The sequence below is a fragment of the Paenarthrobacter nitroguajacolicus genome (assembly GCF_007786235.1).
GTDB classification, from domain to species: domain Bacteria; phylum Actinomycetota; class Actinomycetes; order Actinomycetales; family Micrococcaceae; genus Arthrobacter; species Arthrobacter nitroguajacolicus_A.
The window spans coordinates 352,624-366,874 of record NZ_VNFK01000004.1; the positions used below are offsets into that span (position 1 = coordinate 352,624).

A 14,251-nucleotide genomic window follows, 5' to 3' on the forward strand; every position below is an offset into this window, starting at 1 on the left:
AATGAAAGGCCCTACGGATATGAGCAACACATCCTTGCGGATCGTGGAGATCTCCGGACCTCCGCTGGAGCGGGGGAGGCAGTACGGAAGTGCTGCCACAGACCTGATCACCAAAGCCATCGATTTTTACACCGAGGCTTTCCAGCAGCAGACAGGTTTGACCTGGGACCAGCTGCGCCACAGGGCGGAACGCTGGATGGGCCTGTGCACACAGACGGCCCCGGACCTGGTGACTGAAATGCGCGGCATTGCCGAGGGCAGCGGCCGGGACGTCCTGGACATCATGGTGCTGAACCTCAGGGGCGAGATCATCTACGATGCTGGCTTCGCCAAGGCCTCCCAGCCGGAGGAGCGCGACGATGTGGACGGATGCACGTCCTTCGTCCTGACGGATGGAGCTGCAGGCGACGGCCACATGTACGTGGGCCAGAACTGGGACTGGCGCTTCGGGGCCCAGGACACCGTGATGATCCTCCGGATCGTGCAGGACCCAAAGCCCACGTTGATCATGCAGGTTGAAGCCGGTCAGATCGGCCGCCACGGAGCCAACTCAGCAGGCATCGCCCTGAACGCGAACGGACTGGGAGGGCGGTTCACCGACGAACTCGGCATGCCGCAGACCTTCATCCGCCGCATGGTGCTGGATCAATCAGAGCTGCCGGATGCGTTGAACACGCTCTTCCGCCAGAAACCCCACATCGCCAGCAACGCCGTACTGTCCCACCGTTCCGGCTTCTCCATCGACGTGGAAACCACCCCCGGCAGCAACGGCTGGATGTACCCGGACAAGTCCGGGGTACTGGTTCACGGCAATCACTACGAGGCCTTCATGCCGGTGCAACTGGCAGCCACCTACCGTCCGGTTTCCGTGGATTCGCTCTTCCGGGTCCCGCAGGCACGGCGGGGTCTGGAGCGGGTCAGTGCAGCCACAAGCAGCACTCAGTCCCGTGAACTCATCAAAGCAGCAATGTCGGACCACCTTGGCTTTCCCGAATCCGTCTGCACCCATCCGGACGAGCGACGTCCCCACGTCCGTCAGTGGTCCACGCTGCTCTCAAGCTGCGTAGACCTCACTACAGGCGAATACCTGGTCACCAACGGAACCCCGTGCGACCACGACTACGAAGTAATCCCTTGGAACCTCTACGACGGACCCGGTTCCACCCACGACTCCTTCAACCCCACCATTGCAGAGGTATCACTGTGAAACGCAACGATAGCTTCAAGCCCTTCGCCAGAGCCGGCATCCTTGCCGGGGCCACGGCCCTCACGCTGGCAATGAGTGCCTGCGGTGCATCCAGCCCGCAGGCCCAGAGCACCCCCACGGATGTTTCCTTCGGCCCCACCACCTCTCAAGCCGCAGGCAAGATCGCTTCCTTCACGTGGATGATCACCCAGGAACCGGCCACCTTTGACCTGGACATCGACAGCGCCACGGCCGAGAACACCATCATGTCCAACGTGTGCGAACGCTTGATGCAGCTCCAGCCGGACCTGACCACCAAGCCGCACTTGGCGGAGAAAGCCGAATGGACCTCAGACACCACAGTGGTGTTCTCGCTCCGCAACGATGTCACCTTCCACGACGGCACACCCATGACAGCCGACGACGTGCTGTGGAGCATGCAGCGGCACGCGGCCAAGGGCGCTGACGAATCCGATGAATACGCCAACGTCACCGACATGGCCAAAACCGGTGACGACCAAATCACCGTCACCCTCAAACAACGCGACGCCATCTTCCTCCAAGCAATGGCCGGTAACGGCGGAATCATCCTCAACCGCAAAGTGGTGGAAGCCCAAGGCGCCAACTACGGGTCGCCGTCGGCTCCTGATGCTTGCTCAGGTCCGCTGAAGCTCGAGAAGTGGTCCGCAGGTTCCAACATCACCCTCACCAAGGCCGCTGACTACTGGGATGCTGATAACGCTTCCCTGGCAGACAGCATCACCTTCCGCTGGGCTGACGACAACGCGATCGTCAATGCGCTCACCAGCGGTGAAGCCCAAGGCGCGTACCTGGACAGCCCCGCGACTGCCGGACCGCTGCAGAAGAGCGACAAAGTTCAGATCGCCCAAGGACCGTCCACCAACGTGTGGTCGCTCATTGCCACGGAACGCGGCGCCCTCAAGGATGAACGGATCCGCCAAGCACTGTCCCTGGCGTTGAACCGGCAGGGTGTTGCCCAGGCCGCGTTCGGCGGGCTGGCCAAGCCGTGGAAGACGCCGGTAGGCCCGGGAGCGTGGGGCTACGAAGAGCCGACGTTCAACAGTGCCTACGAAGCTCTGGCAGGCGCACCGGCACAGCCGTCCAAGGACGACCTGGAGAAAGCAAAGAAGCTGGTGCAGGAAGCAGGCGTGCCGGCAGAACCGATCGTGGTGGCCAACAGCGGCGACTCCATCCGGAACGTCATCTCCAGCGCCTTGGTGGAAGCCGCTCAGAAGATCGGCCTGAAAGCCGAGATCGTCACCATCCCTCGCCAGCAGTACGGCGACTTCTACTCGGACGCATCCCTGAGGGCGCAAGCCGACCTCTTCTCCGACGAGTACTACATCTCCAAGAACGACCCCGTGGGCTTTTACAAAAACGGTGCCTCCACAGCGAAGGTCAACTTCGTGAAGTTCACCGGAGAGGGCTACGACAACAAGGTCAAGCAAGCCCAGGCCACCACCGATGATGCCGCCCGCGCCAAGCTCGCCATCGAGCTGGAGAAGCAGTGGACCGACGCCGTGGTCTGGATCCCGGTGGCTCACACGCCGGCAACCATCGCCATGGCCAAAGACATCACCGGGGCTCCGTCATCGGCGTCGTTCCTCTACTACCCGTGGGCCGCGGACGTCGGCAGCAGCAAGAAGTGACGCCATGATCCGTGCAGCAACCCGCCTGGCGGGAATGATCCTGACCTTGGTGGTGAGCTCGTTCATCATCTTCGCCGCAATGTATGCGGCGCCCGGAGACCCCGTCACGTTCCTGATCGGCAACCCGGAGAACATCACCCCCGAACGTGTGGCCGAGGTCAAGGCACAGTACAACCTGGATCAGCCGCTCCTTGTGCAGTACGGGCTGTGGGCTTCCCAGGCCTTCGTCGGAAACCTTGGCACGTCCTTCCAGTACCACCAGCCAGTGGCTGAACTGATGGCCACCCGGCTTCCCGCCACCCTCGCGCTCGTAGCCATTGCGTCGGTCCTGTTCATCGTGGCCGGTGTAGGCCTGGGCATCCTGTCCGCGCTTCGTCAAGGCAAGCGCACCGACTCCACCATCACTGCGGCCACCACGCTTGCGGCGTCGGTTCCGTCGTTCGTGATCGGCCTGCTGCTGGTGTCCATCTTCTCGGTCCAACTGGGATGGTTCCCCGTCTCGGGTGCCGGCGAAGGGTTCCTGGACCGGCTGCACCACCTCGTACTGCCCGCAGTGGCACTGGCCGTTGGTGCCGTCGCAATTGTCAGCAGGGTGACCCGGCAATCCATGGTGGAGCAACTGTCCATGGACCATGTGGAAGCGGCCCGCAGCTTCGGGCTGGCACCCGCCAAGTTGATCCGCCGGCATGTGCTGCGCAACGCGTGGGGACCCATCCTCACCATGGTGGCGCTGGTGGTGGCCAGCATGCTGGCCGGGACGGTCGTCGTCGAAAGCGTCTTTGGCATCAGCGGCGTCGGCAAGCTGCTGGTGGACGCCATCAACACCCACGACTTCCCCGTGGTGCAGGCGGTACTCCTCTACATGGTCATTACGTACATGGTGGTGACCACCCTGGTGGACCTGGTCCACCCGTTGCTTGATCCGCGCATCAAGGCAAAGGACAAGAAATCATGAGCTCCCTCTCGACGTCCACGCTGGCGTCCACCCCGGTAATCGGCAGGAAGAAGCGCGACGTTGCCTACCTTCTGAGCCTCGGATTCCTCCTCATTGTGGTGGCCGCGGCGCTGCTTGCCCCGTGGGTTGCGCCCTATGCCGCCAACGCCGTGGACTTCACCGCGATCTGGCAAGCACCGGGTGCCGGGCATCTGCTCGGTACTGACCAAGTGGGCCAGGATCTGTTCTCGCGACTCATCCACGGCGCCCGCGAATCGCTCCTCGGACCGCTGGCCCTCTTGGCGTTGGCGACGCTGTTTGGGGTGACCATCGGCACTGTTGCTGCCTGGAACGGTGGCTGGCTCGATGTCCTCCTGGCGCGCATCACCGATGTCATGTTCGCCTTCCCCGGGCTGCTGTTCGTGGTTCTGGTGATTGCCGTCTTTGGCAAAGGACCCGCGACGGCGATAGTCGCCTTGGCGCTCGCCTACGCACCCGTGATCGCGAAGTTCACACGGTCCCTTGCGCTCGCCGAAATGGCCCGGCCGTACGTGGATGCGTACCGCGTGCAAGGCGTGGGCGGATTCCTCCTCTGCGTCCGCTACATCATCCCCAACCTGACCCCGCCGCTCCTGGGCTACCTTGTGGTGCTGTTCGGCGAAGGCCTGATGAGCCTGGCGACACTCAGCTTCCTTGGGTTCGGCGCCCAACCGCCCAGCTCCGAATGGGGACTCATGGTCCAGGAAGGCCAGTCCGGCATCATCCAAGGCCACATCTGGCCGACGCTGGTTCCCGGCGCAGCCATCGCCGCCGTCGTGGTGGCCGTCAACGTGGTGGGCGTGCGGCTGTCCGACCGCCTGAACTCACGGTTTGAGAGGTAAGAAATGCTGCTCGACATAGACAATCTCAGCCTGACCATCACGGCTAACGGGCTCGTTAACCCCATCTTGGACACCGTGAGTCTCTCCGTTGACGCCGGGGAAGTGGTGGGCCTGGTGGGCGAATCCGGTTCCGGTAAGTCCACCACCGCCCGAGCCGTGCTGAGGCTGTATCCCCATACGGCCGCCGTCGAAGGTTCCATCACGGTGGGCGGGACGGAAGTCCTTTCTGCCTCCCGGGATGAGCTTCACCGCGTGCGTTCCTCCGAGGCCGCGATGATTCATCAGGACCCGCGGGCGGCGCTCAACCCGGTCCGGCGGATCGGTGACTCGCTGACCGAACGGCTGGTGCACGTGCTGGGAGTCAGCCGTTCGGACGCTGCCGCGGCCGGGCTGGAACTCCTTGCCGCCGTCGGGATCCGGCAGCCTGAAGAGCGGATGCGCCAGTACCCGCACGAGCTCTCCGGCGGCATGCTTCAGCGCGTCGTGATCGCTGCAGCGCTCACCGGACAGCCCAAACTGCTGCTGGCAGACGAGGCCACCAGTGCGCTGGACGTCACTACCCAAGCCGAAGTCCTGGCGATCCTGCGGGACCTTCAGGTGCAACGGGGGCTGGGCGTCCTGCTGATCACCCACGACCTCCACCTGGCTGCCGCCTACTGCGACCGCGTCTATGTGATGTACCGCGGGCGGATCGTGGAGGAACTGCGCGGCAACGACCTCTTCCATGGGGCGCAACACGAATACACCCGCCGGCTGTTGTCTGCCGTTCCGGCTATCGGCCATCTTCCCAACTCAGAAAGCAGGGCATCATGAGCGAGTACGTCCTGGAGGTCGACGGCCTGCAGAAGGCCTTCCGCGTGGGAGCGGGTGAGGTTGTGGCCTGCAACAACGTCAGCTTCACCATTCCGCCTGGCGGCTCCATGGGACTGGTGGGGGAGTCCGGGTCCGGCAAGAGCACCATCGCACGTATGTTGGTGGGCCTTGAAACGCCCGACGCCGGCACCATCCACGTGCGGGGACGGCAGCTTGGGCTACAGGAACGGGGACGCGCAGCCCGCCTGCGGCGTGCCAAGGAGATCCAGATGGTGTTCCAGGATCCGTACGGCTCACTGGATCGTCGGCTGACCGTGGCGCAGTGTTTGGACCAGGCGATGCGGTTGCATGGGGTTTCTGGTTCTGCGCGTGTTGCTGCGCTGCTGGATCAAGTTGGCTTGCTGGCGAAGCATGGGGACTCCAAGCCGCACCAGCTCAGCGGCGGTCAGCGGCAACGCGTGGCCATTGCCCGGTGCTTGGCGATTGAGCCGTCGGTGATGGTGCTGGACGAGGCTGTGTCTGCCTTGGATGTGTCTGTTCAAGCACAGATCCTTGCGCTGTTGAACGAGATCCGGGCTTCTTCCGGGATCGCGCTGTTGTTCGTGAGCCACGACCTTGCAGTGGTTTCCGAGGTCACCGACGACGTGCTGGTCATGTATCGGGGATCGATCCTGGAGCAGGGTCCCACGGGCCGGGTGCTGAATGCGCCTGAGAGCAGTTACACGAAGCTGCTCATTTCCTCGATGCCTGGGCCGGGGTGGGATCCTGCCGATGTGCTGGAGCGGCGGGCGGCGTTCGAGGCGAAGGTGGGGGTGTGAGGGTGGTGCCGTCGGCTTGGAACTCCAGGCCGACAACCACCTCGCCGCACACCGAACTCAGGTTTGTGCGCCCTACTTCGACAACCTACTCGCGTTGACGGTGTCAATCCGGGCATTTTCGTCGGCCAAGCGCGTCCTATAGGACACTTGGCCCGACCACCAAATCACGAGGAGTCCAGCCATGACGATGACCGCGCTGATCCATGCTCCAAGCCCGGACAGTACGCCGTTGGCTGCCAGAATCACCACGGCGACCAGCCAGATCGCCGGGATGATTGCTCCGAGAAACTTCTGCCGCCGATTCGACAGGATGAATCTGTGCACTGCCGCGGCGAGAATAAGGCAAAGAATAGCCACTGTCGGATTAATGTTTTCCATACTTTCCCCCTGTTTGTAAGTGATGAAGTTCAATGATGCGCTTGGCGGCATCACGCGTTATTTGCCCGTCGATCGCCATGGCAAAAATCTTCTGCGAGAACTCATCGAGAGTGGTACTTTCGGCCACCTTTATTTTCTCGATGATCTTGTCCAAGCGGCTGCGCACGGTTGGATATGAGACGCCGTATTCGAGGGCTAAAGCCTTAAGTGAGCCCGAGTGGAGAATCATGGACCTGATGAAGCCTAGGTCGCTGTCGCTCAGTTCGTCCGTCCACTTGCTCGTCTCCATGTGAATAATATTAAAGTCATTTTTAATATTATTCAAGTCCTTGCTCTGTGGGTTCGGGCCGTCGTGCCCGTAAGGGTGACCCGCGTCTAGCTTGACCATCTGCAGAATCATCCGGAAGCTTGGGGAACCCAGGCCTCTGCGATGCCGGCCGCCGCCATTGCAGACGCCAGGCCCAGCAAGCACAGGCGCGATGGTTCTGGCCAAGGAATGATTTGGTTCGATTAACGCAAGAACCCCCCAAGCAATTGGGGGGTTCGCGAAATGTTAGGCCCTTTGTTCGGCCACTCAAGCTGCCTTGGGACTTGCCTAGCTAAAGTAATACGTTCTCCATCGAAGAGCTGGCTGTCAATTACCGATGGAAAGCGCGGTGGGAAACCCCTACTTCCCCTTCTTCCCGCCCCGCTTAGCCGCGGCATTCATCGCCGACTTCACCGCAGGCGGCAGCCCCGCCGTCTCGGTCTCGGGTTCTGCGACGGTCCCGCGCCAGTGAGCCAGCCCCTTCATGCCGTGGTAGATCACCAGCGCAGCAGCGGAACCAAGGGCGATGCCCGTGAACTTCAGCTCGCCAAGGGTCCAGGTGTAGTCAGCAATGCCGATAATCAGAGCCACGGCGGCCGTCGTCAGGTTGATCGGGTTGGAGAAGTTGACCTTGTTCTGAACCCAGATCTTCACGCCAAGCACGCCGATCATGCCGTACAGCATGGTCGCGGCGCCGCCCAAGACACCCGGCGGGACGGTCGCGATCAGTTCGCCGAATTTCGGGGAGAAGCTCAGCAAGATGGCGAAGATACCGGCCACCCAGTAGGCCGCCGTCGAATAGACCTTTGTGGCGGCCATGACGCCGATGTTCTCCGCGTACGTCGTAGTACCGGAACCGCCGCCGAACCCGGCAAGTACCGTCGCGGCGCCGTCGGCCATCAGCGCGCGGCCGGAGACGCCGTCGAGGTTCTGGCCGGTCATGGCGGCCACAGACTTCACGTGCCCCACGTTCTCAGCCACCAGCACCAGCACCACCGGCACGAACAAGCCCACCACGCCGATGTGGAACTCGGGCGTCTGGAAAAACGGCAGGCCAACCCAGGCAGCGGCATCCATCTTTTCGTAGCTGACCTCGCCGCGCATCATCGCCACGAGGTAACCGACAACAACACCCACCAGAATGCTCAGGCGCCCAAGGATTCCGCGGAACAGAACAGATACCAGAATGATCGTCACCAGCGTGATCAGCGCGGTAACCGGCGCGAGGTCGAAGTTCGCCTTCGCGGCCGGTGCCAGGTTCAGGCCGATCAGCGCCACAATGGCGCCGGTGACGATCGGCGGCATGAGCCGGTTGATCCATTCGGCTCCGAACTTCTGGACCACCGCACCTATAAGCGCCAGTACGACGCCGGCAAGCACCACGCCGCCCAAGGCGCCACCAACGCCGTACTGCTGCTGGGACGCCATGATCGGGGCGATGAACGCGAAGCTGGACCCCAGGTAGCTGGGCACCCGGCCCTTGGTGATGACGAGGAACAACAGCGTGCCGATACCCGAGAAGAACAGCGTGGTGGCCGGTGGCATGCCCGTAATGATGGGGACCAGGAAGGTCGCGCCGAACATGGCAACCACGTGCTGCATGCCGATGCCGATGGTCAGGGGCCACGCCAGCCGCTCGTCGGGAGCCACCACGTGGCCGGGGCGGATGGACTTGCCGTTGCCGTGAAGCTTCCATTTGATGCCGAGCATGCTCATGGCGGGCCTTCCTCAGAAGAGTGTTGGGATTCGGTGCAACATTACCGCCATTGCGGGGCCCGCTCTACGCGCCTCGCGCGCTGAATAGGGCGCAAATCGGGCCCCGCAACGCAGATCCCACAAGGGGCTGTGTGCCCAACGTCACGGGCCGTCACGGGAAGAGGACAAGGGAAGTTGAAGTTGCAACCATGGAAAGCAGTAGTGCCCGGCCGGCTCAGGGCCAGGGCCCAGCGAAAGGTTTACCCATGACGATTGCACACGAAGAAGCAGTCATTGACGCCGCCGCCGTCGACGCCATCTTTGCCGAAGCCCGTACGGCCAACAGCTTCGCCGGTGAGGTCACTGAAGAGCAGGCCCGCGCCATCTACGAGCTCACCAAGTTCGGTCCCACCGCCTTCAACTCCCAGCCCCTCCGCGTGACCTACGTCCGTTCAGATGAGGCCCGCGCCAAGCTGGTAGACCACCTCTCGCGCGGCAACCAGGCCAAGACTGCTTCCGCTCCGCTGGTTGCCATCCTGTCCTACGACACCGACTGGCAAGGTCAGTGGGACAAGTTCCTGCCCGCCTATGGCGCGCCCAAGGCCATGTACGACGCCGATCCCGCCTTCGCGGCCTCCACCGGCAACAACAACGCCCACCTGCAGGCCGGCTACTTCATCCTCGCCGTGCGCTCCCTCGGTTTCGCCGCTGGCCCGATGACCGGCGCTGACTTCGCCGCCATCGACGCCGAGTTCTTCCCTGCCGGCGACCAGAAGAGCTTCCTCGTGGTCAACATCGGCCAGCCCGGCCCGGACGCCTGGGGCGAAGCCAAGCCGAAGTTCGATTACGACGACGTTGTTCGCACCGTCTAAGACTCCACAAAAAACGCCCGCTCACACGCATGTGAGCGGGCGTTTTGCGTTGCTGGGGGTCAGGCCGCTTCGTCGAAGTCGCCAACCTCTGCGGAAACTCAGAAGCCGATGGTGAGAGAGCGTCCGGAACCCTTGGACGCTCTCTCACATCCCAGCCTCTTTTTCGGAACGCTCCATCACATCCCACATCGAAGGGCATGGCTCCAACTATTGGCGGGGTGCACCGGCCCTTGGTCGTCATCCCGTCCGGCAGCAGTTCCTATGACCGGATGGAGATTTCCGCTTGCCCCGACCGTAGGGATGTGAGTGAGGGTTGGGGGTTTGGGGGTGGGATGTGAGTGAGGGTTGGGGGTGGGGGGGTGGGATGTGAGTGAGGGTTGGGGGTGGGGGGGTGGGATGTGAGTGAGGGTTGGGGGGGTGGGTGGCACACTATGCCTATGCGGAACCTCATTTGGGTGTCGTTCACCGAGCCCGTGCAACCGGGGCTGGTGTTTCCGCGCAGCGACTGGCCGCTTCACATCACGCTGTTAAGGTTCGACGTCGGCGATGACGTGAGTGCCGACGTCGCCGGTGTTTTGGCGGACTTGGCCGAAGCGCCCGTCAGGGGAGCCCTGGGAACGCAGCTGACCATAGGAGAAGAGGCGGGCTTTGGGCACTTGGGGTCCATCCCGGTGAGCCTCATCCACCACAACCCGCTGCTGCAGGGACTGCATGAAGAGATCGTTGATGCCGTGACAAGCATTGGTGGGAGGATCGCTACGCCGAACTATGTCCTGGAACGGTATCGGCCGCACATCTCGCATCACGACGGCAAGCGTCCCAAGTCCGGAGACGTCGTCGTCCTTGATCAAGTAGCGCTGGTGGACATGGCTCCCCAAGGTGACCACACCATTCGGAGGATCCTCCGTCTCTGGACCCAGGACACGCACAACGCCTGACGACAAAGAAACGGGCTGATGACACCCGAATTCAAGTGTCCTCAGCCCGTTTCAGTGGCGCCAGCGAATATGCGCGTCGCCAGCGTTGCCAGCTTGGCGGAACCTAGGCAATAACCCCGTCCACCAGCGCCTTGGCTTCCTCCTGGACGAGGGCAAGGTGGTCAGCGCCCTTGAAGGACTCGGCATAGATCTTGTAGACATCCTCGGTGCCGGAAGGGCGGGCCGCGAACCAGGCGTTCTCAGTGACAACCTTCAAGCCGCCAATGGAAGCGCCGTTGCCCGGGGCCTCAGTGAGCTTGGCAGTAATCTCTTCGCCGGCAAGGGAAGTGGCGGTGACGTCGGCTGCGGAGAGCTTGCCCAGCTTGGACTTCTGCTCACGAGTCGCGGCAGCGTCGATGCGGGCGTAAACGGGTGCGCCGAACTGGTCGGTGAGCCCCTTGTACAGCTGCGACGGGGACTTGCCAGTGACAGCCGTGATTTCCGAAGCCAGCAGGGCCAGCAGGATGCCGTCCTTGTCCGTGGTCCACACGCTGCCATCAAGCTTGTTGAAGGAGGCGCCGGCAGATTCCTCGCCACCGAAAGCGCCCTCGCCGGAGAGCAGGCCGGGCACGAACCACTTGAAGCCAACGGGCACCTCCACCAGCGTGCGGCCGAGTCCGCCAGCCACGCGGTCGATGATGGAGGACGAAACCAGCGTCTTGCCCACCACTGATTCCGGGTTCCAGCCGCTGCGGTTCCGGTACAGGTAGTCGATGGCGACGGCGAGGTAGTGGTTGGGGTTCATCAGCCCGCCATCAGGTGTGACGATGCCGTGGCGGTCGGCGTCGGCGTCGTTACCGGTGGCGATGTCATAGGCGGCAGTGCCATCGGCACCGGCGGCCATCCGCTTGATCAGCGACGCCATGGCCGACGGCGACGAGCAGTCCATGCGGATCTTCTCGTCCCAGTCGAGGGTCATGAAGGCCCACTGCGGATCAACTGTGGGGTTCACTACCGTCAGGTTGAGCTGGTGGCGCTCGCCGATCTCGCCCCAGTAGTCCACGGAAGCTCCGCCCATGGGGTCGGCGCCGATGCGGACGCCGGCCTCGCGGATGGCGTCGAGGTTAAGCACGGACGGGAGGTCGTCCACGTAGCTGCTGAGGAAATCGAACTTGCCGGTTGTGTCGGCGGCCAGGGCATCGTTCAGCGGCATCCGCTTGACGCCGCGGAGCCCGTTCTCCAGGAGTTGGTTGGCGCGGTCGGCAATCCAGCCAGTGGCGTCAGTGTCTGCGGGGCCGCCATGCGGAGGGTTGTACTTGAAGCCGCCGTCGCCGGGCGGGTTGTGGCTGGGAGTGACCACGATGCCGTCGGCCTGGGGAGTGCCCGGCCCGGCTTCGCGGTTGTACTTGAGGATGGCGTGGCTCAGGGCCGGTGTCGGTGTGTAAGCGTGGCGGGCATCCACCAAAACGGTCACGCCGTTGGCGGCCAGCACCTCCAACGCAGAGTTCTGCGCCGGCTCACTCAAAGCGTGGGTGTCACGTCCAATGAACAGCGGGCCGGTGATGCCCTGGCGTCCGCGGTATTCAACGATTGCCTGTGTGATCGCAAGGATATGCGGCTCGTTGAACGACGCTTTCAAGCTGGATCCACGGTGTCCCGACGTTCCAAACGCCACGCGCTGCGCGGGATCGCCCAAGTCCGGAGCTACGTCGAAATACGCGTCCAGCAGTGCTGTGATGTCAACAAGGTCCTGGGGAAGGGCAACTGTGCCCGCTCGGCTAGCCATGGGGTCCAGCATGCCAGACCACACGGCCTGCTGACAGGAAATGTCCGGGATCTGGCCCCTGTGACGCTGAATGGCGGAGAACCGGCCCAAAAGGCAGCAAGGTTTACCCCGCGTTCAGGCAACGTTGCTTGCCACAAGGAAAAGCTCCCTCCCGGTCCGAAAACCGGGACGGAGCGAACTCATGCCGAAAGATCCCGAGCGTTAGACGGCGGTGTAGCCACCATCAACCAGTACGTACGAACCCGTCATGAAGCTGGCCTTGTCCGAGAGGAGGAACGTGGTGACGTTCGCGATCTCCTCGGCCTGTCCCAAACGGCCCAGGGGGTGCTTGGCTTCGAGTCCGTTGATGACTTCCTTCGGAGCAGCAGCCAGCAACGGTGTATCGATGTAGCCGGGGCCGATTGCGTTGACACGCAGGCCTTGGGCCCCATATTCGGCCGCAGCGTTCTTGGTCATGCCCACCACGCCGTGCTTGGCTGCCGTATACGCGGCATTGCCGGGAGCTGCGACGGCACCATGAATCGACGCCATGTTCACGATGGCACCTTCGGACGCGCCAGCGGCAAGGATGGCCGGTACCTGATAGCGCATTCCGTAGAGGACTCCGCTCAAGTTGATGGCGATGACCCGATCCCAGTCTTCGATGTCGATTTCTCCAACAGGAGCGCTGGCCCCGCCGATACCGGCGTTGTTGACGGCGTAGTTGAGGGCGCCATAGGTCTCCACGGCGAAGTCGACGGCCTTCTTGCTGTCCTCGGCCACCGCAGTGTTGCCTTGGAACGGAACTGCCGTGCCGCCGTCGGCCGTGATCTGGTCCGCGACGCGTGTGGCGGCGTCGAGGTTCACGTCTACCACCACAACGTTGACGCCGTTCTTTGCGAGGTCCTTGCTGATCGCTTCCCCGAGCCCTGAACCACCGCCAGTGACGAGCGCGGTCTTGCCTTCGAAGTTACCCATGATTCCTCCTTCGCGGGACGGATCCCGCAGATTTCCTTGGTGAGCGCTGCTTAAGTCGCTACTGGTACAAACCAAGTGGGACTCGGAAAAATTCCATGCGTATGCATGAATATGACCTACATCGCATTTACTGCCCTGCTCATGGGCCAGCCGCTACCTTCTGCGGCACCCCGGCCGGCGGTAGTGTTGGGATCAAAGACCAAGATGCAGGGGGATTCCTATGTCAGATCAGCCATCCAAGGGCAACGAAGACAAGCCGGCCGGTTACGAGCCGCCGCAGTACGTTCCGCCCGCACAGTTCAGTGCCCCGGAGAGCGCTCCCGGGGAGAACGTTCCCGGCCAGGGCGTGCCCGAGCAAGGCGCCAACCCCACTCAGCCGCTCCCGCCATACGAGCAGAACGCTTACACGCAGAACGCCCAGGGCCAAAACGACTTCTACACGCAGCCGCAGCCGCCCACCAGCCAGGGCGCGTACACGCCGGGCGACTACAGCCAGCAGCCTCCGTCGCCCTACGACCAGCCGCCCAGCCCATACCAGCAGCAGGCATTCGGCCAGCAGCCGTACGGCCAGCCCCAGTCGCCCTACGGCCAGCCGGCCTACTATGCCATGCCCACGCAACCCAAGGGCCTGAGCATTGCCAGCATGTGCTGTGGCATCGCTGTCTATGTGGGCTTCGGCTTCTTCATCCTTCCGCAGATCGCGGCCGTGATCCTGGGCCACCTCGCCCTGAAGCGCGAGCCCGCGGGCAAGGGCATGGCGATTGCCGGCTTGGTGATGGGATATCTCGGTGTGGCGCTGACCATCATCTTTGGCATCATCTTCTTCGCTGCCATCGGCGCCTCAAGCAGCAGGTACAACTACTAAATCCGTAGCAGACAAAGAAACGGACCAGCGACACCCGGATGTGGGCGTCGCTGGTCCGTTTCTGCGTCGTCAGCCGGGAGCGCTAGCTGTACTATCCCGGTTGGTTGGTGACGCGGCTGATGGGTGAGGCGCCTTTGAGTGCGGTGTGTGGCCTGCGTTGATTGTAGTGCTC

Annotated in this window: 14 protein-coding genes; 9 read left to right on the forward strand and 5 right to left on the reverse strand. The window is 62.9% G+C overall.

Annotated features, from left to right (window positions below; all coding sequences use genetic code 11):
• The first annotated feature begins 19 nt into the window (after positions 1-19).
• Genes FQP90_RS07485 through FQP90_RS07510 form a run of 6 tightly spaced genes read left to right on the forward strand, consistent with a single transcriptional unit; the run spans position 20 to position 6,302 of the window.
• Positions 20-1,207, forward strand: a complete 1,188-nt coding sequence (locus FQP90_RS07485) for a C45 family autoproteolytic acyltransferase/hydolase (protein WP_208759958.1) — start codon at positions 20-22, stop codon at positions 1,205-1,207.
• A complete protein-coding gene (locus tag FQP90_RS07490; RefSeq protein ID WP_208759959.1) occupies positions 1,204-2,856 on the forward strand; it encodes an ABC transporter substrate-binding protein in 1,653 nt (550 codons plus the stop codon). The genes FQP90_RS07485 and FQP90_RS07490 overlap by 4 nt, the downstream gene beginning before the upstream one ends.
• A gap of 4 nt (positions 2,857-2,860) precedes the next feature.
• Positions 2,861-3,811: an ABC transporter permease gene (locus FQP90_RS07495; RefSeq protein ID WP_144649087.1), complete on the forward strand. Its 951-nt coding sequence runs from the start codon at positions 2,861-2,863 to the stop codon at positions 3,809-3,811.
• Complete coding sequence (locus FQP90_RS07500; RefSeq protein WP_144649088.1) at positions 3,808-4,671, forward strand: ABC transporter permease; 864 nt, start codon at positions 3,808-3,810, stop codon at positions 4,669-4,671. Before FQP90_RS07495 ends, FQP90_RS07500 begins: the two co-directional genes overlap by 4 nt.
• Positions 4,672-4,674: 3 nt before the next feature.
• A complete protein-coding gene (locus tag FQP90_RS07505; protein WP_144649089.1) occupies positions 4,675-5,484 on the forward strand; it encodes an ABC transporter ATP-binding protein in 810 nt (269 codons plus the stop codon).
• Positions 5,481-6,302: an ABC transporter ATP-binding protein gene (locus FQP90_RS07510; RefSeq protein ID WP_144649090.1), complete on the forward strand. Its 822-nt coding sequence runs from the start codon at positions 5,481-5,483 to the stop codon at positions 6,300-6,302. The genes FQP90_RS07505 and FQP90_RS07510 overlap by 4 nt, the downstream gene beginning before the upstream one ends.
• Positions 6,303-6,374: 72 nt before the next feature.
• Here FQP90_RS07510 and FQP90_RS07515 read toward each other — a convergent pair whose 3' ends face one another.
• The 3 genes from FQP90_RS07515 to FQP90_RS07525 form a co-directional block, all read right to left on the reverse strand.
• Complete coding sequence (locus FQP90_RS07515) at positions 6,375-6,680, reverse strand: hypothetical protein (RefSeq protein WP_144649091.1); 306 nt, start codon at positions 6,678-6,680, stop codon at positions 6,375-6,377.
• A complete protein-coding gene (locus FQP90_RS07520; protein ID WP_208759960.1) occupies positions 6,667-7,173 on the reverse strand; it encodes a DUF2089 family protein in 507 nt (168 codons plus the stop codon). The genes FQP90_RS07515 and FQP90_RS07520 overlap by 14 nt, the downstream gene beginning before the upstream one ends.
• A 174-nt stretch (positions 7,174-7,347) precedes the next feature.
• Positions 7,348-8,703, reverse strand: coding sequence for a uracil-xanthine permease family protein (locus tag FQP90_RS07525; protein ID WP_144649092.1), 1,356 nt, complete (start codon positions 8,701-8,703; stop codon positions 7,348-7,350).
• A gap of 245 nt (positions 8,704-8,948) precedes the next feature.
• On the opposite strand from FQP90_RS07525, the gene FQP90_RS07530 reads away from it, so the two are divergent.
• Together FQP90_RS07530 and FQP90_RS07535 are read left to right on the forward strand one after the other, a co-directional pair.
• Complete coding sequence (locus FQP90_RS07530) at positions 8,949-9,554, forward strand: malonic semialdehyde reductase (RefSeq protein ID WP_144649093.1); 606 nt, start codon at positions 8,949-8,951, stop codon at positions 9,552-9,554.
• Positions 9,555-9,991: 437 nt separating this feature from the next.
• Positions 9,992-10,492: a 2'-5' RNA ligase family protein gene (locus FQP90_RS07535; RefSeq protein ID WP_144649094.1), complete on the forward strand. Its 501-nt coding sequence runs from the start codon at positions 9,992-9,994 to the stop codon at positions 10,490-10,492.
• A 103-nt stretch (positions 10,493-10,595) separates the two neighbouring features.
• Here FQP90_RS07535 and pgm read toward each other — a convergent pair whose 3' ends face one another.
• Positions 10,596-12,257: a phosphoglucomutase (alpha-D-glucose-1,6-bisphosphate-dependent) gene (pgm, locus tag FQP90_RS07540; RefSeq protein WP_244296574.1), complete on the reverse strand. Its 1,662-nt coding sequence runs from the start codon at positions 12,255-12,257 to the stop codon at positions 10,596-10,598.
• Between the two features lie 201 nt (positions 12,258-12,458).
• Complete coding sequence (locus FQP90_RS07545) at positions 12,459-13,214, reverse strand: SDR family NAD(P)-dependent oxidoreductase (protein WP_144649096.1); 756 nt, start codon at positions 13,212-13,214, stop codon at positions 12,459-12,461.
• 220 nt (positions 13,215-13,434) lie between these two features.
• Here FQP90_RS07545 and FQP90_RS07550 point away from each other — a divergent pair, with 220 nt between their 5' ends.
• Entirely contained in the window at positions 13,435-14,079 is a 645-nt protein-coding gene (locus FQP90_RS07550) for a DUF4190 domain-containing protein (protein WP_144649097.1), read from the forward strand.
• Positions 14,080-14,251: the final 172 nt, after the last annotated feature.

Coding starts and splice junctions, on each gene's coding strand:
- FQP90_RS07545 (WP_144649096.1), bottom strand. CDS start 13,214: ATGGGTAACTTCGAAGGCAAGACCGCGCTCGTCACTGGCGGTGGTTCA.
- FQP90_RS07525 (WP_144649092.1), bottom strand. CDS start 8,703: ATGAGCATGCTCGGCATCAAATGGAAGCTTCACGGCAACGGCAAGTCC.
- FQP90_RS07515 (WP_144649091.1), bottom strand. CDS start 6,680: ATGGAAAACATTAATCCGACAGTGGCTATTCTTTGCCTTATTCTCGCC.
- FQP90_RS07530 (WP_144649093.1), top strand. CDS start 8,949: ATGACGATTGCACACGAAGAAGCAGTCATTGACGCCGCCGCCGTCGAC.
- pgm (WP_244296574.1), bottom strand. CDS start 12,257: ATGGCTAGCCGAGCGGGCACAGTTGCCCTTCCCCAGGACCTTGTTGAC.
- FQP90_RS07495 (WP_144649087.1), top strand. CDS start 2,861: ATGATCCGTGCAGCAACCCGCCTGGCGGGAATGATCCTGACCTTGGTG.
- FQP90_RS07485 (WP_208759958.1), top strand. CDS start 20: ATGAGCAACACATCCTTGCGGATCGTGGAGATCTCCGGACCTCCGCTG.
- FQP90_RS07500 (WP_144649088.1), top strand. CDS start 3,808: ATGAGCTCCCTCTCGACGTCCACGCTGGCGTCCACCCCGGTAATCGGC.
- FQP90_RS07510 (WP_144649090.1), top strand. CDS start 5,481: ATGAGCGAGTACGTCCTGGAGGTCGACGGCCTGCAGAAGGCCTTCCGC.
- FQP90_RS07505 (WP_144649089.1), top strand. CDS start 4,675: ATGCTGCTCGACATAGACAATCTCAGCCTGACCATCACGGCTAACGGG.
- FQP90_RS07550 (WP_144649097.1), top strand. CDS start 13,435: ATGTCAGATCAGCCATCCAAGGGCAACGAAGACAAGCCGGCCGGTTAC.
- FQP90_RS07535 (WP_144649094.1), top strand. CDS start 9,992: ATGCGGAACCTCATTTGGGTGTCGTTCACCGAGCCCGTGCAACCGGGG.